This is a genomic window from Dactylosporangium sp. NPDC051485 (assembly GCF_040682015.1).
In the GTDB taxonomy this organism is placed as follows: Bacteria; Actinomycetota; Actinomycetes; order Mycobacteriales; family Micromonosporaceae; genus Dactylosporangium.
The window spans coordinates 14,843-39,449 of the sequence record NZ_JBFAZW010000101.1; the positions used below are offsets into that span (position 1 = coordinate 14,843).

28 protein-coding genes are annotated in these 24,607 nt (G+C 74.1%); 8 read left to right on the plus strand and 20 right to left on the minus strand.

The annotated features are described in order from the left end of the window. The first annotated feature begins 9 nt into the window (after positions 1–9). Positions 10–630 carry a hotdog domain-containing protein gene (locus AB0M46_RS39985; protein WP_363345094.1) on the plus strand — a complete coding sequence of 207 codons (621 nt, stop codon included), beginning with the start codon at positions 10–12 and terminating at the stop codon, positions 628–630. On the opposite strand, the gene AB0M46_RS39990 is transcribed toward AB0M46_RS39985, so the two are convergent. The 13 genes from AB0M46_RS39990 to AB0M46_RS40050 all read right to left on the minus strand — a co-directional run bounded on the left by AB0M46_RS39990 (position 617) and on the right by AB0M46_RS40050 (position 11,385). Beyond that, complete coding sequence (locus tag AB0M46_RS39990; RefSeq protein WP_363345095.1) at positions 617–2,077, minus strand: class I adenylate-forming enzyme family protein; 1,461 nt, start codon at positions 2,075–2,077, stop codon at positions 617–619. The genes AB0M46_RS39985 and AB0M46_RS39990 overlap by 14 nt on opposite strands. After that, positions 2,070–2,798: an SDR family oxidoreductase gene (locus AB0M46_RS39995; RefSeq protein WP_363345096.1), complete on the minus strand. Its 729-nt coding sequence runs from the start codon at positions 2,796–2,798 to the stop codon at positions 2,070–2,072. The genes AB0M46_RS39990 and AB0M46_RS39995 overlap by 8 nt, the downstream gene beginning before the upstream one ends. Further along, entirely contained in the window at positions 2,795–3,646 is an 852-nt protein-coding gene (locus AB0M46_RS40000) for an enoyl-CoA hydratase (RefSeq protein WP_363345097.1), read from the minus strand. Before AB0M46_RS40000 ends, AB0M46_RS39995 begins: the two co-directional genes overlap by 4 nt. Further along, positions 3,643–4,536 carry an acyl-CoA dehydrogenase family protein gene (locus AB0M46_RS40005; RefSeq protein ID WP_363345098.1) on the minus strand — a complete coding sequence of 298 codons (894 nt, stop codon included), beginning with the start codon at positions 4,534–4,536 and terminating at the stop codon, positions 3,643–3,645. Before AB0M46_RS40005 ends, AB0M46_RS40000 begins: the two co-directional genes overlap by 4 nt. Positions 4,537–4,549: 13 nt before the next feature. Beyond that, positions 4,550–5,692 (minus strand): acyl-CoA dehydrogenase family protein, encoded by a 1,143-nt coding sequence (locus AB0M46_RS40010; protein ID WP_363345099.1) that lies wholly within the window; start codon positions 5,690–5,692, stop codon positions 4,550–4,552. Next, positions 5,689–6,423 (minus strand): enoyl-CoA hydratase family protein, encoded by a 735-nt coding sequence (locus AB0M46_RS40015; RefSeq protein ID WP_363345100.1) that lies wholly within the window; start codon positions 6,421–6,423, stop codon positions 5,689–5,691. The genes AB0M46_RS40010 and AB0M46_RS40015 overlap by 4 nt, the downstream gene beginning before the upstream one ends. After that, positions 6,420–6,794 (minus strand): MaoC family dehydratase, encoded by a 375-nt coding sequence (locus tag AB0M46_RS40020; protein ID WP_363345101.1) that lies wholly within the window; start codon positions 6,792–6,794, stop codon positions 6,420–6,422. The genes AB0M46_RS40015 and AB0M46_RS40020 overlap by 4 nt, the downstream gene beginning before the upstream one ends. After that, positions 6,791–7,216: a MaoC family dehydratase N-terminal domain-containing protein gene (locus AB0M46_RS40025; RefSeq protein ID WP_363345102.1), complete on the minus strand. Its 426-nt coding sequence runs from the start codon at positions 7,214–7,216 to the stop codon at positions 6,791–6,793. Before AB0M46_RS40025 ends, AB0M46_RS40020 begins: the two co-directional genes overlap by 4 nt. Before the next feature lie 8 nt (positions 7,217–7,224). Next, positions 7,225–7,977: an SDR family oxidoreductase gene (locus tag AB0M46_RS40030; RefSeq protein WP_363345103.1), complete on the minus strand. Its 753-nt coding sequence runs from the start codon at positions 7,975–7,977 to the stop codon at positions 7,225–7,227. A gap of 4 nt (positions 7,978–7,981) precedes the next feature. Then, complete coding sequence (locus AB0M46_RS40035) at positions 7,982–8,614, minus strand: gamma carbonic anhydrase family protein (protein ID WP_363345104.1); 633 nt, start codon at positions 8,612–8,614, stop codon at positions 7,982–7,984. Then, on the minus strand, positions 8,614–9,663 hold the full coding sequence (locus AB0M46_RS40040; protein ID WP_363345105.1) for a nitronate monooxygenase: 1,050 nt from the start codon (positions 9,661–9,663) through the stop codon (positions 8,614–8,616). Before AB0M46_RS40040 ends, AB0M46_RS40035 begins: the two co-directional genes overlap by 1 nt. An 82-nt stretch (positions 9,664–9,745) precedes the next feature. Then, positions 9,746–10,498 (minus strand): CoA-transferase, encoded by a 753-nt coding sequence (locus AB0M46_RS40045; protein WP_363345106.1) that lies wholly within the window; start codon positions 10,496–10,498, stop codon positions 9,746–9,748. A gap of 29 nt (positions 10,499–10,527) precedes the next feature. Further along, entirely contained in the window at positions 10,528–11,385 is an 858-nt protein-coding gene (locus tag AB0M46_RS40050; protein WP_363345107.1) for a CoA-transferase, read from the minus strand. A 153-nt stretch (positions 11,386–11,538) separates the two neighbouring features. Between AB0M46_RS40050 and AB0M46_RS40055 the strand changes: the two genes are divergently transcribed. Beyond that, positions 11,539–12,126, plus strand: a complete 588-nt coding sequence (locus tag AB0M46_RS40055) for a TetR/AcrR family transcriptional regulator (RefSeq protein WP_363345108.1) — start codon at positions 11,539–11,541, stop codon at positions 12,124–12,126. On the opposite strand, the gene AB0M46_RS40060 is transcribed toward AB0M46_RS40055, so the two are convergent. Genes AB0M46_RS40060 through AB0M46_RS40075 form a run of 4 tightly spaced genes read right to left on the minus strand, consistent with a single transcriptional unit; the run spans position 12,094 to position 16,376 of the window. Beyond that, positions 12,094–12,990 carry an SDR family oxidoreductase gene (locus AB0M46_RS40060; protein ID WP_363345109.1) on the minus strand — a complete coding sequence of 299 codons (897 nt, stop codon included), beginning with the start codon at positions 12,988–12,990 and terminating at the stop codon, positions 12,094–12,096. The genes AB0M46_RS40055 and AB0M46_RS40060 overlap by 33 nt on opposite strands. After that, positions 12,987–14,177 (minus strand): acetyl-CoA C-acetyltransferase, encoded by a 1,191-nt coding sequence (locus AB0M46_RS40065; RefSeq protein ID WP_363345110.1) that lies wholly within the window; start codon positions 14,175–14,177, stop codon positions 12,987–12,989. Before AB0M46_RS40065 ends, AB0M46_RS40060 begins: the two co-directional genes overlap by 4 nt. A 19-nt stretch (positions 14,178–14,196) precedes the next feature. Further along, a complete protein-coding gene (locus AB0M46_RS40070) occupies positions 14,197–14,874 on the minus strand; it encodes an SDR family oxidoreductase (RefSeq protein WP_363345111.1) in 678 nt (225 codons plus the stop codon). Continuing rightward, complete coding sequence (locus tag AB0M46_RS40075) at positions 14,871–16,376, minus strand: FadD3 family acyl-CoA ligase (protein WP_363345112.1); 1,506 nt, start codon at positions 16,374–16,376, stop codon at positions 14,871–14,873. Before AB0M46_RS40075 ends, AB0M46_RS40070 begins: the two co-directional genes overlap by 4 nt. A 45-nt stretch (positions 16,377–16,421) precedes the next feature. On the opposite strand from AB0M46_RS40075, the gene AB0M46_RS40080 reads away from it, so the two are divergent. After that, positions 16,422–17,573, plus strand: coding sequence for an acetyl-CoA C-acetyltransferase (locus AB0M46_RS40080; RefSeq protein ID WP_363345113.1), 1,152 nt, complete (start codon positions 16,422–16,424; stop codon positions 17,571–17,573). Beyond that, a complete protein-coding gene (locus tag AB0M46_RS40085; RefSeq protein ID WP_363345114.1) occupies positions 17,548–18,309 on the plus strand; it encodes an SDR family oxidoreductase in 762 nt (253 codons plus the stop codon). The genes AB0M46_RS40080 and AB0M46_RS40085 overlap by 26 nt, the downstream gene beginning before the upstream one ends. Here the strand turns inward: AB0M46_RS40085 and AB0M46_RS40090 are convergent. Then, positions 18,297–19,049 carry an SDR family oxidoreductase gene (locus tag AB0M46_RS40090; RefSeq protein WP_363345115.1) on the minus strand — a complete coding sequence of 251 codons (753 nt, stop codon included), beginning with the start codon at positions 19,047–19,049 and terminating at the stop codon, positions 18,297–18,299. The two genes, AB0M46_RS40085 and AB0M46_RS40090, sit on opposite strands and share 13 nt — an antisense overlap. A gap of 42 nt (positions 19,050–19,091) precedes the next feature. Here AB0M46_RS40090 and AB0M46_RS40095 point away from each other — a divergent pair, with 42 nt between their 5' ends. Genes AB0M46_RS40095 through AB0M46_RS40110 form a run of 4 tightly spaced genes read left to right on the plus strand, consistent with a single transcriptional unit; the run spans position 19,092 to position 22,868 of the window. Beyond that, positions 19,092–19,946, plus strand: coding sequence for an LLM class F420-dependent oxidoreductase (locus AB0M46_RS40095; protein WP_363345116.1), 855 nt, complete (start codon positions 19,092–19,094; stop codon positions 19,944–19,946). Continuing rightward, the gene (locus AB0M46_RS40100; protein WP_363345117.1) at positions 19,943–20,791 is read left to right on the plus strand and encodes an SDR family oxidoreductase; all 849 of its coding nucleotides are present in this window, start codon (positions 19,943–19,945) and stop codon (positions 20,789–20,791) included. Before AB0M46_RS40095 ends, AB0M46_RS40100 begins: the two co-directional genes overlap by 4 nt. Beyond that, complete coding sequence (locus tag AB0M46_RS40105) at positions 20,781–21,911, plus strand: acyl-CoA dehydrogenase family protein (protein ID WP_363345118.1); 1,131 nt, start codon at positions 20,781–20,783, stop codon at positions 21,909–21,911. The genes AB0M46_RS40100 and AB0M46_RS40105 overlap by 11 nt, the downstream gene beginning before the upstream one ends. Positions 21,912–21,914: 3 nt before the next feature. Further along, positions 21,915–22,868 (plus strand): acyl-CoA dehydrogenase family protein, encoded by a 954-nt coding sequence (locus tag AB0M46_RS40110; RefSeq protein WP_363345119.1) that lies wholly within the window; start codon positions 21,915–21,917, stop codon positions 22,866–22,868. 86 nt (positions 22,869–22,954) lie between these two features. Here AB0M46_RS40110 and AB0M46_RS40115 read toward each other — a convergent pair whose 3' ends face one another. Continuing rightward, positions 22,955–23,968, minus strand: coding sequence for a hypothetical protein (locus AB0M46_RS40115; protein ID WP_363345120.1), 1,014 nt, complete (start codon positions 23,966–23,968; stop codon positions 22,955–22,957). A gap of 56 nt (positions 23,969–24,024) precedes the next feature. Continuing rightward, complete coding sequence (locus tag AB0M46_RS40120) at positions 24,025–24,375, minus strand: helix-turn-helix transcriptional regulator (protein WP_363345121.1); 351 nt, start codon at positions 24,373–24,375, stop codon at positions 24,025–24,027. Between the last annotated feature and the right edge of the window lie 232 nt (positions 24,376–24,607).

A 24,607-nucleotide genomic window follows, 5' to 3' on the forward strand; every position in this document is an offset into this window, starting at 1 on the left:
AGCGAGCGCGTGGACGACATCTGGCAGGCCCCGATCGGCGTACCGCTGGACCTCCCGGTCTCGGCCGCCCTCCCACCCGTGCCCGTCCCACCGGACGCCCACGTGGACCAGCTGGTCTGGCACGGCCACCACATCGACGCCGACGCGCGGGCCTACGTCGCGGCCCGCGACGAGCACACCGTCACCGTGCGGATCGCGGCCGGCGAGCGGATCGTGGCCGACCTGCGGGTACGACGCGGCCCGGCCCGCGCGGCCCGGCCCCACGACCTGCTCGGCCCCGGCGTCACCCGCAGGCCCGCGTACACGCGGCGCTTCACGGTGGCCGAGGAGCACACCACCGACCACGTCCCCGGCGCCGATCCGGTGCTGAGCACCCCGACCCTCATCGCCTTCATGGAGGACACCGCGGCCGACGTGCTGCGGCCGCACTTCGGCACCGCCACCGCCTCGCTGGGCACCTGGATCGGCATCCGGCACACCGGCCCGGCGCGGAGGGGGCAGACGCTGATCGTGACGGCCGCGCTCGTGGAGACGCGCGGCCGCCGCTACCTCTTCGACGTCAGGGCCACGGCGGACGGCCGCCCGGTCGGCGACGGCCAGGTCGCCCAGACCCTGATCAGCCTGCAGTAGCGAACCGGTGCGCGGCATCGGCGCGCAGGGCGGCCTTGTCCACCTTGCCGCCGGTGCCCAGCGGCAGCGCGGGCAGCCCGACGAGGTGCTCGGGCCAGTTCTGCTTGCTCACCCCGCCCGCGTCCAGGTGCACCCGCAGCTCGTCCAGGGTGAGCGGCGCGCGGGTCACCACGTAGGCGCAGACCCGCTCGCCCAGCACCGGGTCGGGCGCCGCGACCACGGCCACGGCGGCGACCGCCGGGTGGCTCGCGACGGCCTCCTCGACGACGAGGGCGCTGACGTTGTGCCCGCCACGGATGATGAAGTCCGCGATCCGCCCGGTGATGGAGAGGTACCCCAGCTCGTCCACCGCCCCGCGGTCCCCCGTCCGCAGCCAGCCGTCCGGCCCGAACAGGGCGGCGTTGGCCGGCTCGTCGTCGAGGTACCCGGGCGTGCACCCCGGCCCGTTGACCGCGATCTGCCCGCCGTCGAGCAGCCGCAGCCGCACGGCGGGGATCGGCCGGCCGGCGGTGGTGAGCCGCCGCTCGGGCGGATCGTCCACTGTGGTCACCGAGATCGGCCCGGCCTCGTTGGAGCCGTAGAACTGCAGCACCGCGCACCCGGTGCGCTCCTCGAACTCCCGCGCCCGGGCGTACGGCACGCGCTCGCCGCCGGTGAACATGACCCGCAGCGAGGACAGGTCGGCGCGGGCGAAGCCGGGGTCGTTGAGCAGCATGATGAACTGGGCGGTGACCGCGCACAGGACGGTGACCCGGTGCTCCTCGATGAGCCGCAGCGTCTCGGCGGCGTCGAACTCGGCGGTGAGGACGGTCGGGTAGCCGTACATGGCCGGGACCACGTGGGCGCTCCACAGCCCGAACCCGTAGGGCGCCGGCAGCACGGAGGCGAAGACCTCGTCCGGGCCGAAGCGCCCGGCGGCGTGGGCGAGCGGCCCGAAGTACTTGCGGTTGTCCATGGTCTGCCGCACGACCTTCGGCAGCCCGGTCGTCCCGGATGTGGAGTTGAGGAAGAAGATGTCGCCGGCGCCGAGCCCCGCGCCCAGAGCGCTCTGTCCAGAAGGGGACATATCTACCACGACATGCCGCGGCGCACCACAACGGGCGGCGATGTCCGCGCCGGGACGACCGCGGTGCACCGCGCGCGTCACCAACGACGCGCCGGTCTTGCGCAGGAGGTGGCTGATCTCGGCGTCCCCGGCCCGCGGCCCGATGCCGACGGTAACGATCCCGGCCTTCTGCGCGGCCAGGTAGGCCACGTGCGTCAGCGCCCCGCCGGTGAGCAACACGGCCAGCCGGTCCCCCGGCTCCAGGCCGGAGTCCACATAGGACTGCGCCAGCCGGGAGGACAGGCGGTCGTACTCGCCCCAGGTGATGGTCCCCTCGGGCGCGTGGAAGGCGACCCGATCCGGGTCGTTGCGGGCCACGAAGTCGGCGATGGTCTCAGACACCGGCTCCCCCGTCCAGGCGCAGGATGGCACCGGTGGCGAAGCGGGCCTCGGCCGCGCCCAGGTACGCGATCGCCGCGGCCACCTCGGCCGGGTCGGCGACGGGCGGGTCGAGCAGCGCCCCGCCGTGCCCGGCGAGCCGTGGATGCGGATTCGGTACCGGCACGAGCCCGGCCCGCAGCGGGGTGTCCACCGACCCGGGGCAGACGCAGGCGACCCGGACGCCGTGCGGCGCGTACTCGACGGCGAGGGACCGGGTGAGCGCGACGACGCCGCCCTTGGCCGCCGAGTACGCGGCGCTGTAGCGCCACCCGCGCACCCCGGCGAGGGAGGCCACGTTGACGATCGCCCCGCCGGCGGCGACGAGGTGCGCCAGGGCGGCCCGGCAGACCAGGAAGGTCCCGGTGAGGTTCACGCCGAGGACCCGCTCCCACTCGCCGAGGGTCACGTCGGTGGTGTGCTGGTAGGAGGCGACCCCGGCCACGTTGGCGACGAGGTCGAGGCGCCCGCCCCACTCGGCGGCCCGGGCGACGGCCGCGGCGACCTGTGCCTCGTCGCGCACGTCGCCTTCGAGCGCCAGCAGGTCCGGCCCCTCCTCGGCCCGGCGCACGTCGAGCGCGGCGACCCGCGCGCCCTCGTCGAGCAGCCGGCGCACCGTGGCCGCGCCGATGCCGGAGGCGGCCCCGGTGACCAGGGCGACGCGGCCGGCGTAGCGCAACGTCACGGCCGGCCGCCGTCGCGCATCGAGCGGGCGTCGTGCCCGGCCAGGGAATCCCGGCCGACCTCGGCGTTGTGAGCGTGGGCGACGTGGTGCAGGCCGAAGACGGAGTCCATGCCGGCCCGCAGGCCCATGAGGTCCTCGGCCTGGTTGACCGCCTTCTTGGTCAGGGCCAGCCCGAGCCGGGGCATGGTCGCGATCCGGTTCGCGATGTCCATCGTGGACGCCTCGAGGTCGGCCCGGGGCACGACCCGGTTCACCATGCCCAGCGCGAGCGCCCGCTCGGCCGGCACCCGCTCGCCGAGGAACAGGAACTCCTTGGCGTAGCGGGGGCCCATGACCCAGGGGTGGGCGAAGTACTCGACGCCGGGGATGCCCATGCGCACCACGGGGTCGGCGAAGAACGCGTCGTCGGCGGCGACGACGAGGTCGCAGCACCAGGCGAGCATCAGGCCGCCGGCGACGCAGGCCCCCTGGACCATGGCGATGGTCGGCTTCGGCAGCTCCCGCCAGCGGCGGCACATGCCCAGGTACACCTCGGACTCGCGGGCGAAGCGGCTCTCCGCCCCTTCCTTGCCGACGTGGTCCCACCACAGCCCGGCCCGGCGCGGGAACGACCTGTCGATGTCGCGGCCGGGGGTGCCGATGTCGTGCCCGGCGGAGAAGTGGTCCCCGGCGCCGGCCAGCACGATCACCTTGACGTCGTCGTCGGCGGCGGCCCGGCCGAACGCGTCGTCGAGGGCGTACGTCATGGCCGAGTTCTGCGCGTTGCGGTACCTGGGCCGGTGCATGGTCACCACGGCGACCGGCCCCTCGGTGCGGTAGCGCACGACCTCTTCTGCTTGTTCGCTCATCGGGCGGTCTCCGGTAGGTCGAGGGATGCGGCGAGCCGGTCGAGCCGGGCCCCGGTTTCGGCGAGAGCCTCGAGGGCCCAGGCCCGCTTGGCGTACCGGTGCAGCTCGTACTCGACCGTGTAGCCGATGGCGCCGTGACACTGGATCGCGGCCCGGCCGGCGGCGTGGGCGGCCTCGGCGGCGAGCACCACGGCGGCGTCCACGGCCCGCTCCGCGTCGGCATCGTGCTCGACCGACCAGGCGGCCGCGAGGACCTCCGGGGCGGCGAACTCGAGGCCGAGCGCGGCGTCGGCGAGGTGGTGCTTGACCGCCTGGAAGCTGCCGATCGGCGCGCCGAACTGGTGGCGCTGCTTGACGTAGCCGACGGTGAGGTCGAGCATCCGCCGCCCGACCCCGACCAGTTCGGCCGCGACGGCCAGCCCGGCCCGCAGCCGCGCGGTGCGCACCAGGGCCGGGTCGGCGGTGACGACCTCGGCCCCGGTGGACCAGGCGGCGTCCAGGAACGGGTCCACGGCCGGCGCCGGGTCGCCCGCGGCCGCGGCGAGCCGGGCGGTGGACCCGTCGAGGTGGAGGATCCGGTCGGCGTGCCCGCCGAACGGGGTGAGCCCGTCCGGCCCGGCGAGGGCGATCCGGGCCCGGCCGGCGGCGACGTCGGCGGCCCGCGGGTCCCCGGCGGCGGCCAGCAGCGGCCCGGCCACGAACGCGGTCGCCGAGACCGGCAGCGGGACGGCCGAGTACCCCACGGCCTCCAGCACCCCGACGAGGTCGGTCTCGGCCAGGCCGGAGTCGAAGACGCCCATCGCGGCGAGGGCGTCCCAGTCGGCGGCGGCGAGGGGCTCGCGGACGGCATCGGCGAGGGCCAGTTGCTCCTCGTTCGGCGCGAAACGCATGACAAGTCCCCGTTCAGGCCCTGGGCAGGCCGAGCACGCGCTCGGCGACGATGTTTCGCTGGATCTCGTTGGTGCCGGCGTAGATCGGCCCGGCGAGGGAGAACTGGAAGCCACGGGTCCACGGCGAGTCCAGCAGCGCCTCGGCGCCGAGCAGTTCCAGCGCGACCTCGTGCAGGTCGATGTCGAGCTGCGACCAGTAGAGCTTGTTGAGGCTCGCCCGGGCGCCCGGCGGGCGGCCCTCGACCAGCCCGGTCACCTGGTGGAGGGTGAAGTGCCGGTAGGCGCGGGCGCGCAGCCAGGCGCGGGTCACCCGCTCGCGGGTGGCCGGGCGCAGCCGGTCGCCGCGGGCGACCGCGAGCGCGACGAGCCGCTCGGCGGTGTGCAGGAAGCGGCCGGGCGAGCGCAGGGTGAGGCCGCGCTCCGAGCCGGTGGTCGCCATCGCGACCCGCCAGCCCTGGTCCACGCCGCCGAGCACGGCGTCGTCGGGCACGAACACGTCGTCGAAGAAGACCTCGGCGAAGCCCTCGTCGCCGTCGAGGCGGCCGAACCCGCGCACGGTCACGCCGGGGGCGTCGAGCGGCACGAGGAAGTAGGTGAGCCCGCGGTGCCGCGGTGCGTCGGGATCGGTACGGAACAGGCCGAACAGGTGGGTGCAGAAGGCGCCGCGGGTGGTCCAGGTCTTCTGGCCGCGCAGCCGCCAGCCGCCGTCGGTGCGCTCGGCGCGGCTGGCGATGGCGGCCAGGTCGCTGCCGGCGCCGGGCTCCGACCAGCCCTGGCACCACAGGTCCTGCGCCGCGGCCATGCGCGGCAGCAGCACATCGCGCTGTTGCGGCGTACCGAACTCGAACAGCGTCGGGGCGAGCAGGAAGATGCCGTTCTGGGTGACCCGCTGGGGCGCGCCGGCGGCGTAGTACTCCTCCTCGAACACCAGCCATTGCCACAGCGAGGCGTCGCGGCCGCCGTACTCCCGCGGCCAGGAGACCACGGCCCAGCGGGCGTCGAAGAGGCGCCGCTCCCAGTCGAGGTGGGCGGCGAAGCCCTCGCGGGTGTCGCCGGACGGCAACGGTTCGGCGGGCACGTTGGCCCGCAGCCATGCGCGGGCCTCGGTCCGGAAGGCGGCCTCGGCCGGGGTGTCGGTGAGGTCGACGCCGGTCATCGCCCGAACTCGTCCCGGACGCGGTCGGCGACGCCGGTGAGGTTGAGCTCGAAGGTGAACCCCTGCTCGTAGCGGTAGCTGCGCTTCGGATCCCAGGGGTCGATGCCGTTGAGCGACTCCTTGGCCGCCCGGATGACCACCGGGTCCTTGGCCGCGATGCCGTGCGCCACCTCGAGCGCGGCCGCGCGCAGCTCGGCCCGGGGCACGACCCGCAGGACCGACCCGAAGGCGTGCAGCTCGGCGGCTGTCGCGGTGGCCGAGGTGTACATCATCGCGCGCATCTTGTGCTGCGGCACGAGCCGGGCCAGGTGGGTCGCGGCGCCCAGCGCGCCCCGGTCCACCTCCGGCAGGCCGAAGGTGGCGTCGTCGGCGGCCACGATGATGTCGGCGTTGCCGCACAGGCCGATGCCGCCGCCGAGGCAGAAGCCGTGCACTGCGGCGACCACCGGCACCGGGCAGTCGTAGACGGCGGCGAACGCGGCCGCGCAGCCCCGGTTGACGCCGACGAGCGCGCCGAAGCCGGTGGCCGCCTGCAGTTCCTTGATGTCGACCCCGGCGTTGAAGCCGCGGCCCTCGGCGCGCAGCACGACGGCCCGCACGGCCGGGTCGGCCCCGGCGTGCTGCAGCGCCGCGGCGAGGTCGAACCAGCCCTTGACCGGCAGGGCGTTCACCGGCGGATTGTTGACGACGATCTCGGCGACGCCGAGATCGTCCACGCTTGCCTCGATCATTGGTCCCCATCGATTGCGAAGGTCGCCCAGCCGTACACGGCGACGGTCCCGTCCTGTTTGGTGCAGGTCATCTCGACGTCGATCTCGCCGGTGCGCCGGGCCGTCACGGTGCCGTCGCAGGTGACGGTGTCCCCGGGAAAGACCCGGGCGGCGAACCGGACCCGGAAGGCCCGCACGTTGGCGGCGCCGAACCGGTCGGTGGCCCAGGTGGCCAGGAAGCCGGCCTGGAGCATGCCCAGCGACAGCGGCGCGTCCAGCCCGGCCTGCCGGGCGAAGGCCTCGTCGTGGTGGATCGGGTTGAAGTCGCCCGACGCCCCCTGGTAGCGGACCAGGTCGGTGCGGGTGAGTGGCCCGATGACGAGCGCGCTCATCCGGTCTCCACCCCCGTCAGCCGCGTGGTGGCGACGAGCCGCCCGCTCTCGTCGTGGAACTCGGTCACCATCACGGCGAACGCGAGGGGTCCGGAGCGGCCCTCCTTGCGGGTGACCGACTCGATGCGGGAGCGGCCGACGAGCCGCGTGCCGGCCCGCGGCGGCGGCCCGTGGAACACGAACTCCTGCTCGGCGTGCAGGCCCTTGTGCTGGTCCATGGCCACCGCGGCCCACGGGTCGCTGGCCCCGGTCTGCCAGAAGAAGGCGGTGGTGAGGAACGTCGGCGGTACCACCGGGTCCTCGGCCTCCAGGTAGGCCGGGTTGGCCGAGCGGGTCGCGCGGGCGAACTCGCGGATCTTGCCGCGCTCGACGTCCAGGACGAAGGGCTCGCCGGTGACCCCGGCGGCGCTGTCGTCGACCAAGGCTCCTCCTAAGGGTGCTGGCTGCTGACGGAGACGACCTCGCCGGTCATGTAGCTGCTGTAGTCGCTGGCCAGGAACACGATCACGTTGGCCACCTCCCACGGCTCGGCCGGCCGCCCGAAGGCCTCGCGCCCGGCCAGCTCCTCCAGCAGCTCCGAGGTGGTGACCTTGGCCAGGTGCGGGTGCATCGCGAGGCTGGGCGCGACCGCGTTGACCCGGACCCCGGCCGCGGCCGCCTCGACCGCCGAGACCCGGGTGAGGGCCATGACGCCGGCCTTGGCCGCGGCGTAGTGCGCCTGGCCGGCCTGGGCCCGCCAGCCGATGACGGAGGCGTTGTTGACGATGACCCCGCGGCCGCGCGGCATCATGTGCCGCAGCGCCGCCCGGGTGCAGCGGAACGTGCCGGTGAGGGTGACGTCCAGCACCGAGGCCCACTGTTCGTCGGTCATGTCGACGATGTTCGCGGTGCCGCCCAGGCCGGCGTTGTTGACCAGCACGTCGAGGCCGCCGAGCCGCTCGGCGACGGTGTCGAACAGCCGCCGCACCTGGGCCTCGTCGGTGACGTCGCACGGCACCGCGAGGGCGCCCAGGCGTTCGGCGGCCTCGGCGAGGCGCCGCTCGTGCCGGTCGCTGATCGCGACCGTGGCGCCCTCCTCGGCGCAGCGCTGCGCCGTTGCGAAGCCGATCCCGGTGCCGGCCGCGGCGGTCACGAGCACCGTGCGGCCCTCGAGCAGGCCGTGACCGGCGGGTTTGCTCACCATGGCGTCACTCTACCAAGCGCTTGTTTGGTTTACCAGCACGTTGTACGTCCAGGGGCACGGCCGTCGCCGCGGTCGTGGACAGCGCCGGGCGGTCCGCCTCCGCCTCGGGCAGCGGGTCGACCTCGCGCAGCGTGGCAAGGCTGCGCGCGGTCAGCTCGTGGTACACCCGGGTCCCGTTGGCCTTCCAGGCCAGCTCCTCGTCGGTCAGCTCGCGCACGACCCGGGCCGGCGAGCCGGCGGCCAGGGTGCGCGGCGGCACGACGAACCCGGCCTTCACGAACGCGTGCGCGCCGACGAACGCCTGCTCGCCGACCTCGGCCCCGTCCATGACGACGGCGTTCATGCCGACGAGCCCCCCGTCGCCGATGCGGCAGCCGTGCAGCACCGCGCCGTGGCCCACGTGCCCGTCGCGGCCCAGCACCGCGGCGGTGCCGGGAAAGGTGTGGAACACGCAGGAGTCCTGCAGGTTCGAGCCGTCCTGCATGACGATGCGGCCGAAGTCACCGCGCAGGCTGGCGAGCGGGCCGACGTAGCAGTCCGCCCCGACGTGGACGTCGCCGATGAGCACGGCGCTCGGGTGCACGAACGCGGTCGGGTGCACGACCGGGACGACGCCCTCGATGGCGTAGGCGGGCATCAGGCGAGCCGCTTCAGGGTCGCCTCGGCCTCGGCCACGATCCGCCCGATGAGCTCGGCGCAGCTGGGCAGGTCGGCGATGAGCCCGGTGACCTGGCCACTGGCCATCACCCCGGCGTCGGCGCGGCCCTCGACCATGGCGGCGCGGATGAGCATCGGCGTGTTCGCGGCGAGGAGCACCTGGTCGTAGCGCAGCCCGTGCCCGCGCATCGCCCGCCCCTCGCGCAGCAGCGACAGCCACGACCGCCCGGTCAGCCGGCGGAACGCCCGCGCGGAGCCGACGGCCCGGGCCAGGCGCCACCCGGCCGACCGCCCGGCGAGCTCCTCGACGAAGGGGGTCTTGAGGACCCGCTGCGGTACGCCGTCCAGCGCGTCGGTCACGACCGTATCCGTGACGGTGGCGGCCAGGTAGCGCCGCTTGACGTCCTCGGCGATCGGGCTGTCGGCGGTGAGCAGGAACCGGGTGCCCATGGCGATCCCGGCGGCCCCGTAGGCGAGCGCCGCGACGAGCCCCCGGCCGTCGTAGAACCCGCCCGCGGCGATGACCGGGATGTCCACGGCGTCGACGATCTGCGGCAGCAGCAGGGTGGTGGGGACCGGGCCGGTGTGGCCCCCGCCCTCGCCGCCCTGGACCACCACGGCGTCAGCGCCCCAGCCGGCGACCTTCTCGGCGTGCCGGCGGGCGCCGACGGACGGCACGACCACCGCACCCGCCGACTTGAGCCGGTCGATGAGCTCCGGCTTCGGGGCCAGCGCGAACGAGGCGACCCGGACCTCCTCGCGGATGAGCAGGTCGACCCGGCGGGCGGCGTCGGGCGCGTCGGCCCGCAGGTTCACCCCGAAGGGCCGGTCGGTGCGGGCCTTCACGTCCGCGATCGCCGTGGCGAGTTCCTCGTACGTCAGGGTCGCGCTGGCCAGGATGCCGAGCCCGCCCGCCTCGGCGGTGGCCGCGGTCAGGCGGGCATCGGAGACCCAGCCCATGCCGGTCTGCACGATCGGGTACTTGACCCCGAACAGGTCACAGATCGGCGTGCGCAACGATCCGCTCACGCCGTCACCTCCGCTTCGCTCCGGTAACGCCGGGTGACACTGCGCCCATGGTGAGCGGCCCCTCCGCAACGCTGCGGACCGCTCATCCCGCAACCTCGCGGGCGCGGGCGCCGGTCGGGTCGATCACCTCGCGGATCAGGGTCAGCTCGGCGTCGCTGGGCTCGCGGGTCTCGGGCACCTCATCCGGTACCACCAGGTCGAAACCGGTGGCGTCCAGCACCTCGGCCACCGTCACGCCCGGGTGCACCGACACCAGGCGCATCCGGTGGTCCTCGGTGCGGAAGTCGAACACCCCCAGGTTGCTGACCACCCGGCGCAGCTCGTGGAAGCGGCCGGCCTCGGGCTGCGCCGTCGCGCGGTCGTAGCCCACGCCGCTGACCATGTCGACGGCGGCTACGAACGAGCGCTTGCCGTGCCGCGGCACCCAGTAGCTGGTGGGGTGGTTCACCGTGTTGCCGGGGGCACCCCGCACGCCGAGCAGCTGGCGGGTCGGGCGGGCGAAGTCGCCGATGGCGGAGATGTTCGCGTTGCCGTACCGGTCGATCTGGCTCGGGCCCATCATCACGTGCCGCCGGCCGCCCCAGAGCAGGTCGAAGACGGCGCGGAACGGGATCCAGCCCTCGATCTCGGGCGGCGCCTCGCCGATCGCCCACGTGCCGCGGGCCAGCAGGGCCTCGCCGTCGGAGAGCAGCAGGTCCGGCTCGAAGGTGGCCCGGGCGAGCCGGGCGGCGATCGTCGGGACCAGGCCGATCGCGCTGGCCAGGATCTCCCCGTCGCCGCGCCACGCCTCCGCGCACGCGACCACACAAACCTCGGCCCGAGTCGCGGTGCTCACGCCGTCACCTCCGCTTCGCTCTGAACCGCTCATGCCGCCATCCCCCTCTGCTCGACCGCGGCACGGTAGGCGCTCTCGTCGCCGGCCAGGTACCGCTCGTAGAACGCGGTCCAGGCCTGCGGGTCGGCGGCGGCCTCGGCGTACTCGCGCTGGAACGCCTCGTCCCGCCCGTAGTCCGGTTCGCAGGACGTGAAGTGGGCGCCGCCCGGGGCCTCGACCACGCCGTGCACCATCCACCGCTGCAGCAGCAGCGACTGCACGGGCGCCTCCCGGGTCAGCTCCGCGGTCGGCACGATCCGCTCGACCGACACGTACGCGCGCTCGGCCGCGGTGCAGAAGAGGTCGTCGAAGTACGGGTCGGCGCCGAGGTACTGCGCGTTGCCGTACACGTCGGCCCGGTTGAGGTGCACCAGGGCGGCGTCCAGCGACAGGGCCGGCACCGCCACGAGCTCCTCGCCGCCGTACGGCGAGGAGATGGTCCGCAGCGCGGGGTTGACCCGCAGCACGTCGGAGCCGAGGCCGACCCGGCTGGGCAGGAACGGCAGCCGGCAGGTGGCGGCGTAGAGCCCCCAGCGCAGCATGCCCTCGTCGTACTCGGTCACCTCGACGGCGCCGGCCTGCCGGGCCGCCCGGAAGTGGGGCTCCAGCGGGATGGAGTCGAGGGAGACGAAGCCGTACACCAAATGCCGGACCTTCTTCGCGGCCAGCAGCAGGCCGACGTCGGGCCCGCCGTAGCTGACCACGGTGAGGTCGGTCAGGTCGGAGCGCAGGATCGCCCGGATCAGGGCCATCGGCTTGCGCCGCGACCCCCAGCCGCCGATCCCGATGGTCATGCCGGAGCGCAGCCGCGCCACGACCTCGTCCGGGGACATCTGTTTGTTCGCCATCGCAGTGTTTGGCCGCCTTACTCCCGGAGGTCGCTTACCCCGCGACCGTACCAAGCGCTTGCTTGTTTGGGCTACACTCGTTTTCTCACAGGCTCGGTACACTCCGTGCTGAGTTCAGCGGGATACATCACCTTCACTGCAAAGGAACACGGGATGGCGCGGGAATCTGGGGACCGACGCGAGCGGATTCTCGCCAGCGCGGCGGCGCTGTTCGCGAACAAGGGCGTGGCCGCGACCACGGTGCGTGAGATCGCCGACGAGGTGGGCATCCTGTCCGGCAGCCTGTACCACCACTTCGAGTCGAAGGAGGCGATGGTCGACGAGATCGTCACCTCCTACCTGGACGACCTGCGCACCCGGTACAAGCGGGTGATGGCGGCCGACACCGACCCCCGGACGCGGCTGCACGACCTGATCGTGGCCTCGCTCGAGGTGGTGGAGGCGCACCCGCATGCCACCGAGATCTACCAGAACGACGTCAACTACCTCATCCAGATCGAACGGTTCGGATACCTGCGCAATGCCGGCAAGGAGGTCCAGTCCACCTGGCTGGAGGTGCTCGAGGCCGGCATCGCGCAGGGCGTCGTCCGCGAGGACCTGGACCCGAAGATCCTCTACCGCCTGATGCGTGACGCGGTCTGGCTGTCGGTGCGCTGGTTCAAGCCAACCGCGGAGTACCCGATCACCCGGCTGGCCGAGGACTGCACCTCACTGTTCCTGGACGGGCTCTCCCGCCGCTGAGGCGCGGTGGAGCCCGACCGGGCTGAGCGGACCGACGGCGCCGGCCGCGAACGCGGCCGCCACCGACTCCACGGTCCAGGCCGGATCGCTCGCGCCGTGGCCCATGACGGTCGGGTGGGCCATCATCGACAGCTCGTCGCCGTCGAGGCGGACCACCTGACCGTGCAGCGCGGCGGCGGCGTCGGAGAGCAGGTACACGACCGCGGGCGCGTTCTGGGCCGGCGGCTTGTGGATGTTCTGGCCCTGGGCGGCTGCGCCGAGATAGGCCTCGTAGGCGTCGGCCATGCGGGTGTGCGCGTTCGGGGAGACGGCGTTGACCCGCACGCCGGTGCCGGCCAGGTCGGCGGCCCAGCAGTAGGTCAGCGACGCCACGGCGCCCTTGCTGGCCCCGTAGGCGCCCATCGCGGCCGAGCCGGCGTGCGCGCCGGAGGTGACGTTGACGATGGAGCCGCGGCCCCGGGGCAGCATGGCGCGGATCGCGTGCAGGCCGCAGTAGGCGGTGCCGAGGACGTTGACCTCGAGCACGGCCCGGAAGTCGGCCGGGTCCTGCTCCGCGGGGCCGGCCAGCCGGAAGATCCCGGCGTTGTTGACCAGGCCGTCGATGGCGCCGAACGCGTCAACGCAGGCGGCGACGATCGCGCCGGCGCCGTCCCAGTCCGCGACGGAGCCGGCGACCGCCTCGGCCCGCCCGCCGGCCGCCCGGATCTCGGCGGCGACCGCCTCGGCCTGGACCTCGTCCACGTCGTTGACCACGACCGCGGCGCCCTCGGCCGCGGCCAGGCGCGCGTACGCCGCCCCGAGCCCCCGCCCGGCCCCGGTGACGACCACGGCCTTGCCGTACAGATGCCCGGTTGGCCCGCTCATGAGAGCCGCTCCACGATGAGGGCCATGCCCTGGCCGCCGGCGGTGCACATGGTCTCCAGACCGATCGTGGCGTCGCGGTGGACCAGGCCGTTGAGCAGCGTCGTGGCGATCCGCGCACCCGTCATGCCGAAGGGGTGGCCGACGGCGATCGCGCCGCCGTGCACGTTCACCCGCTCCGGGTCGGCGCCCAGCTGCCGGTAGGACGGGATGACCTGGGCCGCGAACGCCTCGTTGATCTCGATGAGGTCGACGTCGCCGATGCTCATCCCGGCGTGAGCCAGGGCCCGGCGGCTCGCCTCGACCGGGCCGAGGCCCATGATCTCGGGGCTGAGCGCGGACACGCCGGTGGCCACGATCCGCGCGAGGGGGACCAGGCCGAGCTCGCTGGCCCGGGCGGCGCTGAGGATGACCAGGGCGGCGGCGCCGTCGTTGAGCGGGCAGCAGTTGCCCGCGGTGACGGTGCCGTCGGGCCGGAACACCGGCTGCAGCGTGGCGACCTTGTCCAGGGTGACGCCCGGGCGGGGGCCGTCGTCGCGGCGCACCTCGGTGCCGTCGGGCAGGGTGACGGGGGTGATGTCGAGGTCCCAGAAGCCGTCGGCCTGGGCCTTCTCGGCGTTGTTCTGGCTGCGCACGGCGAACTCGTCCTGCTCGCGGCGGCTGATGCCGCACAGCGAGGCGACGTTCTCGGCGGTCTCCCCCATGGCGATGTAGACGTCCGGCAGCTCGCCGCGCTCCCGCGGGTCGCTCCACGGCAGCGTGGCGGCGCGCTCCGGCCAGCGCGGGTTGCGGGTGCCGGGCATCCCGTCGGACTTGCCCGCGCCGTAGTGGGAGACGATCTCAGCCCCGGCGGCCACGAACGCGTGCCCCTCTCCCGCCCGGATGGCGTGGAAGGCCATCCGGATCGCCTGCAGGGAGGAGGCGCAGTACCGGTTGACGGTGGTGCCGGGCACCATGTCGAAACCGAGGTGCATGGCGACCTGGCGGCCGAGGTTGTACCCCTGCTCGCCGGCCGGCTGCGCGCACCCCAGGATGAGGTCGTCGAGCGTGGCCGGGTCGAGGGCGGGCACCTTGGCGAGGGCCTTGCCGACGATCTGCGCGGCGAGGTCGTCGGCGCGCACGCCGGTGAGCGAGCCCTTGTTGGCCCGGCCGATCGGCGAGCGGGCCGCGGCAACGATGACGGCGTCCACGTGGACCCCTTTCTGGTGGCTATTGGGTGACGACCCAGCCGCCGTCGACCGGCAGCAGGACGCCGTTGACGTAGGCAGCGGCCGGGGACAGCAGGAACAGCACCGCGGCGGCCACGTCCTCGGGGCGGCCCGCCCGGCGCATCGGGTTGCGCTCGACGAGCGCGCGGCCGAGCGGGGTGTCGGCGAAGCCGGCCATCCGGGGCGTGTCGATGAACCCGGGGGCGACGGCGTTGGCCCGCACGCGTGGGGCGATCCGGGTCGCCAGGTGCCGGGTGTACCCGGCGATGGCGGCCTTGCCGGCGCTGTACCACGCGGAGTCGGTCCCGACGAGGTTCCCGGCGACGGAGGCGACGTTCACCACGGCGGCCCCGTCCGGGGGCCCGGTGGCCAGCCAGGCCGAGGTGACCGCCTCGACGCTGCCGGCGGTGGCCGCGAGCCCGTCGGTGAAGGCGAGCGCGGGCCCGCCGCTGGCCGGACCGGCGTTGTTGACGAGGTAGCGCACCGGCCCGGCCGCGGCGAACCCGGCGGTGACCGCGGCCGGGTCGCGCACGTCCACGACGGACCCGCCCGCGACAGGGGCGAGGTCCCACACCACGACCCGCAGCCCGAGCCGGGCGGCCAGGGCGGCGGTCGCGGCGCCGATGCCGCTGGCCCCGCCGGTGACCAGGATGGTCTCGCCCTCGGTGAACCCGTTCACTGCGCACCCGCCCGGAGTTTGGTCTTGAGCACCTTGCCGCTGGCGTTGCGGGGCAGCGCCGGCACGAGCACGAAGGAACGCGGCAGCTTGTAGTTGGCCAGCCGGGTCCGGCAGAAGGACGCCAGGTCGTCCGGGTCCGGCGGCGGGCCGGGGCGGGCCACCACGTAGGCGCGGGCGACCTCGCCGAGCCGCTCGTCGGGCACGCCGATGACGGCGACCTCGGCCACGGCCGGGTGACGGGCGACGACCTGCTCGATCTCGGCCGGGTAGGCGTTGAACCCGCCGACGATGAACATGTCCTTGAGCCGGTCGGTGATGCGCAGGTAGCCGCGCTCGTCGAGCACGCCGACGTCCCCGGTGTGCAGCCAGCCGTCGGCGTCGACGGCGTCGGCGGTCGCCCGGGGGTCGTCGAAGTACCCGCGCATGACGTTGTAGCCGCGGACCAGCACCTCGCCGGTGGCCGGATCGATCCGGACCTCGACGCCGGGGACCGCGACGCCGCAGGTGGTGGCGATGGTCTGCGGATCGTCGTCGGGGCGGCACATGGTCGCCGTACCGCAGGACTCGGTGAGCCCGTAGGCGGTGAGCACGGTCTGCAGCCGCAGCTCGGCGCGCAGCCGTTCGATCATCACCACGGGCACGGTCGTCGCGCCGGTGACCGCGACCCGCAGGCTGGACAGGTCGTAGCCGCCGCGGCCGGGGTGGTCGAGCATCGAGGTGTACAGCGTCGGCGGCCCCGGCAGCACCGTGATGCGCTCGCGCTGGACCAGCTCCAGCGTGGTGGGGACGTCGAACACGGCCTGCGGCACGATGGTCGCGCCGCGCAGCAGGCAGGCGATGACGCCGGCCTTGTAGCCGAAGGTGTTGAAGCACGGGTTCACCAGCAGGTACCTGTCGCCCTCGCGCAGGTCCGCGAGTTCGCTCCAGGTGACGTACAGCTGCGTGCTCTGCCGGTGCGTGAGCATCGCGCCCTTCGGCTGCCCGGTCGTGCCGCTGGTGAAGAACAGGTCCGAAAGGTCGTCGGGCTCCACGACCGCCTCGACCGGGCGGCGCTCGGCCAGGAACCGGTCCCACTCGGCGAGGGTCACGGTCTCGGCCAGCGCCGGCAGCGGGGTCTCGGCGGCCGCCTCGGCCAGGCCGGCAACGTACTGGTTGCCGAGGAAGCCGTCGTCGACGAACAGCAGCCGGGTGCCGCTGCGGGCCAGGATGTAGGCCGCCTCCGCCCCCTTGAATCGGGTGTTCAGCGGCACGAGCACCCCGCCGGCTGCGACGATGCCGAGGGCGGCGACGACCCAGCGCCAGCCGTTCGGCGCCCACAGCGCGACCCGATCGCCCTTGCCGACCCCCCGGGCGGCAAGCGCCTCGGCGAACGCGCCGGCCCGGTCGGCCAGTTCGGCGTACGTCAGCCGCACCTCGCCGTCGACGACGGCCTCGCGGTCGCCGTAGCGTGCGGCGCCGGCCCGCACCAGCTCGGGAATGGTACGGGCGTCCAACGGTTCCATGCCCGGCACCTTACCAATCAAGCGCTCGCTTGGTAAGGTCTGAACATGACGGAGGCATACCTGATCGAGGCGGTCCGCACGCCCGTCGGCCGGCGCGGCGGCGGCCTGGCCGGCGTCCACCCGGCCGACCTCGGCGCGCACGTGCTCAGCGCGCTGGTGCGACGCAGCGGCGTGGACCCGGCCGCGGTCGACGACGTGATCTTCGGCTGCGTGGACACGCTCGGCCCGCAGGCCGGCAACATCGCCCGCACCAGCTGGCTCGCCGCCGGCCTGCCCGAGCACGTCCCGGGGGTGACCGTCGACCGCCAGTGCGGCTCCTCCCAGCAGGCCGTGCACTTCGCCGCGCAGGCCGTCATGTCCGGCACGGCCGACCTCGTGGTCGCCGGCGGCGTGCAGAACATGAGCGCCATCCCGATCTCCTCGGCGATGCTGGCCGGGCGCCAGTACGGTTTCGACGACCCGTTCAGCGGTTCGGCCGGATGGCAGGCCCGCTACGGCGGCCAGGAGATCAGCCAGTTCCGCGCGGCCGAGCTCATCGCCGCCAAGTGGTCGCTCACCCGCGAGGAGATGGAGCAGTACGCCCTGCAGAGCCACCGCCGCGCGGCGTCCGCCGTCGACGAGGGCCGCTTCGACCGCGAGATCGAACCGATCGCCGGCGTCGAACGCGACGAGGGCCCGCGCCGCGACACCACCCTGGAGAAGATGGCCACGCTGCCGACGCTCACCCCCGACGGAGTCGTCACCGCGGCCCTCGCCAGCCAGATCTCCGACGGGGCCGCCGCCCTGCTGGTCGCGTCCGAGCGCGCGGTCCGCGAGCACGGCCTGCTGCCCCGGGCCCGCATCCACCACCTGTCGGTCCTCGCCGACGACCCCGTCTACATGCTCACCGGCCCGATCCCGGCCACCGCCCACGCCCTGCGCCGCGCGGGCCTCACGATCGGCGACATCGACCTCGTCGAGATCAACGAGGCGTTCGTACCGGTGGTGCTCTCCTGGCTGCGCGAGACCGGCGCCGACCCTTCGCGCGTGAACGCCGACGGCGGCGCGGTGGCACTCGGCCACCCGCTGGGCGCGACCGGCGCCCGCCTGATGACCACGCTGCTGCACGGCCTGGAGTCCCGCGGCGGCCGCTACGGCCTGCAGACGATGTGCGAGGGCGGGGGTACGGCGAATGTCACCATCATCGAACGCCTCTGACCCGGCGGCGGTCGTCACCGGCGGCACCCGCGGCATCGGCCGGGAAATCGCCGCGCGGCTCGCCGCCGAGGGCTACCGCGTCCTGGTCTGCGGCCGCCGCGAGCCCGACGCGCTGCCCGATCGGGTCTCCTTCCTCCAGGCCGACGTGCGCGAGCCCGAGCAGGCGGCCGCGTTGATCGCCGCCGCCGTGGAGCGCTTCGGCCGCCTCGACCTGGCGGTGAACAACGCCGGCGGCGGGCCGCCCGCCCCGGCCGCGACCGCCTCCCCCGGCCTGGTGACCGCCGTGGTCCGGCTCAACCTGCTCGCCCCGTTCTTCGTCGCCCAGGCCGCCAACGCCGTCATGCAGGAGCAGCAGACCGGCGGCCTCATCGTGAACATCGGCAGCGTGTCGGCGCTGCGCCCGGCCCCCGGCACCGCAGCGTACGCGGCGGCCAAGGGCGGCCTCGAGGTCCTCACCCGGGCCCTGGCCCTGGAGTGGGCGCCGAAGGTGCGGGTGAACACGGTGACCGCGGGCGCGGTGCGCACCGAGGACAACGCCGCCCACTACGGCGGCGAGGACGCCCTCGCCGCCGTCGCCGCGACCGTGCCGCTGGGCCGGATGGCGACCCCGGAGGACATCGCCGCCGCCGTGCTGCTGCTCGCCTCTCCCCTCGCGGGTTACGTCACCGGCTCGTCCCTGGTGGTCGACGGCGGCGGCCAGTTCCCCCGCTACTGGGACGCCACTCACACCGTGTAGCCGCCGTCGATGTCGAGCTTCTGGCCGGTGACGTACTGGGCGCGGTCGCTGGCCAGGAAGCACACCGCTTCGGCCACGTCGTCGGCGCAGCCGAAGCTGCGCAGCGGGATGTTGGCCCGGGACGCGGCCAGGGCACGCTCGTCCAGGTCGCCCGAGGCGATGAGGCGGGTCGCCATGCCGTCCGTGAGCATGCCCGGGCCGACGCAGTTGGCGCGGACCCCGTAGCGGCCCTCCTCGGCGGCGATGCCACGCACGAGCGCCTCGACCGCGCCCTTCGGTACCGCCGACAGACCGTCCCGGACCGGGAACCGCCGCGTCGCTGCGGTGGTGACCGCGACCAGGCTGCCGCGGCTGGACCGCAGTGCCGGCAGGGCCGCCCGGACCAGGTTGAAGCAGGCGAGCACGTCGTGGGCCACCTGTTCGGCGAACTGGTCCGCCGCCACCCGGCTCAGGTGCATCATCGGCACGTGGGGGCCGGCCGCGTGGACCAGCGTGTGCACCTCCCCCGCGGCGGCGAACAGCTCGACGCAGGCCGCCGGGTCGGTGAGGTCGGCCTGGATCGCCCGGGCCTTGCGGGGAAGCTGGGACGCGAGTTCCTCGGCCGCCGCGGCGTTGGAGCGGTAGGCGAGCACGACGGCACTGCCGCGCTCGGCCAGCATGCGGGCGGTGGCGGCGCCGATGCCGCCGGTGGCTCCCGTGACCACCGCGACGCCCTGGCGGTAGGCGAAATCCCGATTCATGGCGGGTACGTTACCAAGCAAGCGTTTGGTAGAGTACCGCCCGTGGAGCTGAAACTCGGGGTCATGCCGTCGCGCGGCTGCGCCGACCCGGCCACGACGGCCCAGTTCGTCCGGCTGCTGGAAGATCTCGGGTGCGAGTCCGTCTGGGCGGTCGAGCACGTCGTGGTCCCGGACGACTACGCAAGCGTCTACCCCTACGACCGCAGCGGCCGGATGAACCTCGGCCCGCACGACGACATCCCGGATCCGCTGCACTGGCTGACGTTCGCCGCCGCCTGCACCAGCACGCTGCGCCTCGGCACCGCGATGCTCATCCTGCCCGAGCACCACCCCGTGGCCCTCGCCAAGCGACTGGCCACAGTGGACGCGCTCAGCGGCGGGCGGCTCCTGGCGGGCATCGGCGTCGGCTGGCTGCGCGAGGAGTACGACGCCGTCGGGGTGCCGTTCGCCGAGCGGGGCGCCCGGGCCGACGAGTACCTCGAGGCGATGCGCGCCCTGTGGACGGGCGACCCGGCGCGGTACGACGGCCGGTTCGTGTCCTTCGGCCCGGTGCACAGCCGCCCCCGCCCCCTGCGCGGCACCGTCCCCATCGTCGTGGGCGGGCACAGCGCGGCGGCGGTACGGCGGGCCGCCCGCCTCGGCGACGGCTGGTACCCGCTCGGCGTGCGCGGCGCCGCCTTCGCCGAGCGGCGCGAACTGCTGCGGCGCGAGTGCGAGGCGCTGGGCCGCGACCCGGACGAGGTCGAGGTGACCGTGCGCGCCCCGGGCGACCGCGGCGAGCTGGAGACCCTGCGCTCCCTCGGCGTGGCCCGGGTGGTGATCCGGGCCGACCCGGAGGACCTCGTCGGCGTGCGAGACAAGGTGCGCCGCTACCAGAAGGAGATGCTGGCGTCGTGAGAACGGTCATCGTCACCGGGGCCGGGCAGGGCCTCGGCCGCGCGCACGCGCTCGCGTTCGCCGCGACCGGGCACCGGGTGGTCCTCAACGACCTCGACCCCGTGCGGCTGGACGCCGTGGCCGCCGAGTGCCCGCAGGCGCTCGCCGTGCCGGGCGACATCGCCGACTGGGACTTCGCGGCCTCCCTCGTCGAGCGGGCGGTCGCCGGCACCGGGCGGCTCGACGCGCTGGTGAACAACGCCGGGCTGGTCCGCGACCGGATGCTCACCAACGTGAGCGAGGCCGAGTGGGACGACGTGGTCCGGGTCAACCTCAAGGGCCACTTCGCGCCGCTGCGCCACGCCGCCGCGCACTGGAAGGCCCAGGCCAAGGCGGGCACGCCGGTGGCCGCGCGGGTCGTGAACACCACCTCCGGGGCCGGGCTGCTCGGCAGCGTCGGCCAGGTCAACTACAGCGCGGCCAAGGCCGGCGTGGCGGCGCTGACCCAGGTGGCCGCGGCCGAGCTGGCCCGCTACGGGGTCACCGTCAACGCGATCGCGCCCAGCGCCCGCACCGCCATGACCGAATCGGTATTCGCCTCCGCGATGGCCGCGCCCGATGCCGGCTTCGACACCATGGCCCCGGAGAACGTCTCGCCGCTGGTCGTGTGGCTCGCCTCGCAGGAGGCCGGCTTCGTCACCGGCCGGGTGTTCGAGGTCTCCGGCGGTGGCGTCAGCGTCGCCGACGGCTGGCAGCACGGGCCGGCACGGGACGCCGGCCGGCGCTGGGATCCCGCCGAGCTCGGCCCGGTCGTGCGCGAACTGCTCGCCCGCGCCCCGCAGCCGGCGGCCGTCTATGGCGCCTGACTTCCGCGCGCAGGTGCGGGCCTGGCTCGCCGAACACCTCACCGGCGAGTTCGAGCCGCTGGTCGGCACCGGCGGGCCGGGCCGCGAGCACGAGCACCTCGAGCTGCGGGCGCGCTGGGAGCGGGAGCTCGGGGCCGGGGGCTGGATCGGGCTGGGGTGGCCGCGGCCGTACGGGCGCGGGGCCACCATCGCCGAGCAGGTGGTCTTCTTCGAGGAGTACGCGCGGGCGGGCGGGCCGGGACGGCTGAGCCACGTCGGGGAGTACCTCCTCGCACCGACCCTCATCGCGCACGGCACCGAGGAGCAGAAGGCGCGGTTCCTGCCGCCGATCGCGCGGGCCGAGGAGCTGTGGTGCCAGGGGTACTCCGAGCCCGGCGCCGGCAGCGACCTCGCCGGCGTGCAGACCAGGGCGGAGCTCACCGGCGGCGAGTGGCGGGTCACCGGGCAGAAGGTGTGGACGTCGCTGGCCCACATCGCCCAGTGGTGCTTCGTGCTGGCCCGCACCGGCCCGGGCGGGCGCAAGCAGGGCCTGTCCTACCTGCTGGTGCCGATGGACCAGCCCGGCGTCACGGTCCGCCCGATCGTGCAGATCACCGGCACGTCGGAGTTCAACGAGGTCTTCTTCGACGAGGCGGTCACCGGCGCCGACCACGTGGTCGGCGCGCCCGGCGACGGCTGGCGGGTGGCCACCAGCACGCTCGCGTTCGAGCGCGGCGTGGCGACGCTGGGCCAGCAGCTCGGCTTCGCCCGGGAACTGTCCGGGATCGTCGAGCGGGCCCGGGACAACGGCACGTTCGACGACCCGCTCGTCGCGGACCGGATCGCCGCCGCCTGGGCGGGCCTGCAGGGCCTGCGCCACCACGCGTTGCGCACCCTGTCGGCGACCGAGCCCGACCCGCTCGCGGCCTCGGTGGCGAAGCTGCTGTGGGCGAACTGGCACCAGCGGCTCGGCGAACTGGCGATGGCCGTCGACGGTGCGGCGGGGACGGTGCTGCTCGACGCGCCGTACGAGCTGACCGACGCCCAGCGCCTGTTCCTGTTCACCCGGGCCGACACCATCTACGGCGGCTCCAACGAGATCCAGCGCAACATCATCGCCAACAGGCTCCTGGGCCGTTAAGGGGTGTCCACTGTGGATTTCGACGCCGAGCAGCTGGCCCTGCGCGACTCGGTCCGCGCCTTCCTCGCCTCGGACGGCTACAGCTGGGACCGGCTCACCGGCGAGCTCGGCCTGACCGCGCTCGCTGTCCCCGAGGACCACGGCGGCTTCGGCGCAACCCTGCTCGAGGCCGGCATCGCCCTGGAGGAGGCCGGCGCGGCCCTGCTCGGCGCGCCGCTGCTGTCCACCACCGTCGCCGCCCTCGCCCTGGACCCCGCGGACCCCGCGCTTGCGCCCCTGGCCGCCGGAACCACGATCGGCGCCGTCGCCTTCGGCGCCACGGTGTCGGACGGCCTCCTGCACGGCCGGGCCGAGCACGTGCTCGACGGCGACGTGGCCGACCTGTTCGTCGTGGCGGCCGGCGACAACCTCTACGCCGCCGAGGCATCGCAGGTCGCCGTCACCGTGGTGCCGACCCTGGACACCACCCGCGGCCAGGCGACCCTGGTCTTCGACGGCGTCCCGGCCCGCCCGGCCGGCCCGGGCCGCGCCTCCCACGCGCTCGACCTCTTGCGGGCCGCCCTGGCCGCCGAGTCGATCGGGGTCGCCCGGGCCGCCCTGGAGATCACGATCGAGCACCTGCGCACCCGGCAGCAGTTCGGCGTGCCCCTGGCCACGTTCCAGGCGCTGCGCCACCGGGTCGCCGACCTGTACGTCGAGCTGGAGCAGGCCACCTCCACGGCCCGCCACGCCCTGCGGGTGGCCGGGACCGCGGACTTCCCGGTCGCCGCGGCACTGGCAAAGCTGGCCGCCGCCGACGCCGCCTACACGGTGACACGGGAGGCGATCCAGCTGCTCGGCGGCATCGGGTTCACGTGGGAGCATCCGGCGCATCGGTACCTCAAGCGCGCCACCACCAACCACGTCCTCGCCGGCGACCCCCGCACCCTGCGCCGCTCCCTGCTCGCTTGCGTCTGACATCACGTAGCCGCCGGGCGTCACGTCGTGCCGGCTGCCATGGCTCGCGCCATCCTCCGGCCACCGTCCGGCTCAGGTGTCGTGGGCTACGCGGAGTTTGACGGGGCGCCGCAGGTTGGGCAATAGGCCGCCCCGGCGGGCAGCGGCCGGCCACCTGCCGAGCGTCGGCCTCGTGCGGCGAGGGCCAGGAGCAGCAGCGCCGGTCCCACCACGGCGACCAGAATCGCAGCGGCGGCCATGGATGACCACACCGGGACGATGGGCCGGCCGGGGCCGGAGTCGTCGAACATCGCCCCGAGCGGGTTCAGTGCGAGCATGCCGATCGGCGTGAGCAGGATCAGCAGCGCCCAGACACCGCGGTAGTCGTGCCGGGCGGCCAGGCCGAGCGCGAGCAGCGTCGCGCCGATCAGCAGCGTCACCCCGGCAGCCGGCAACGCAGTCACGGCGGGCAGGTAGTAATCGCCGTAGAAGCTCAGGCGCGGTTCGGCGGCCACGGCGACCGGCACGGTCACCGCTGCGACGGCGAGCGGCGTCAGCCGAACCCACCAGCGGCGCCGGCCGGCGGCGCCGACCGCGACGATTCCCAGGACGAACTGGGGCACCAGCACGATCAGCGGCGGGCGGACCATGCCGGTCAGCATCGCGGCCGGCACGACACCCGCGTTGACCAGCACGGCAAGGACCGCCGCCCGGCGAAACCACCGGCCGGGAGCGACGACATACACGACGGCGGCCAGCAACCAGACCGCCCACACCGCTACCCCGAGGGATAGGAACGGCCGGGTATATCTATATGCAAACTCTGACTCTGTGGGTATCAGCACCTCGAGGATCGCCCACCCGCTCGCGAACGCGGTGGTGGTCATCAGTGCGAGCAGGCCGGCGAGCCGGAAGCCGGGGCCGAGGCCGGGTGCGGTCCGCAGGTGCTGGCGCAGCCCACCGGCCGCGAGGTCCGCGATGTCGGCCGGCGAGGGTCTCCTACGGTCGGGCGCGGCCAGGGACAGGTAGGTGTCCACCAGCTCCGAGCCACGCGCCCGCCGATAGCCGGCGGGATAGAACAACGCCGTCCAGCGCGCATAGCGCCGTTCGAGATCGGTCATCGCAGGGCTTCCCTGGCCATGCCCTTCCGGGCGGTCCGGCTGGCTTTCCGGCAGGCTCATGCGAATCCTCGGCTCAGGCGGGATGCGGCCTTGGCGGCGCGCAGCCGGGTGGTTGCCGCCTTGACGTTGCGGCGCATGCGTTCGGTCTCGCCGGCCAGCACCTCGCCGCCCGGCTCGGTGAGCCGGTAGTAGCGGCGCAGCCGGCCGTCGACGATCTCCTCGTGGTCGACGCCCACCAGGCCCGCGTCGACCAGCCGGTCCAGCGCGCCGTACAGCGTGCCGGGCCGCAGCGAGATGCGGCCGTCGGACAGCCGGGCCACCTCGGCGATCAGGCCATAGCCGTGCATCGGCTCACCGGCGAGGGCGGTGAGGATCAGAAAGGTGGGTTCACGCAGTGGGGTTTCCACGCGAAGCAATATATCGGCTCCGAAGGTATAACGGAACATCGCCACCGCCCGCGACCGAACAATCCCCCATCCGCGATCCTGGGACACGCATCTGCCGCTACGGGCGCCCATAGCTTGATCACGTTTCCGCACAAGTAGGCACCCCTCTGTGTCAAGAGGCCGCGAGGAGGGGTGTTCTAGAGTGGGTTGTGGCGGGTCCGGGAAGTGGCTTCTCCGAAGTGTCGGCTGTCGG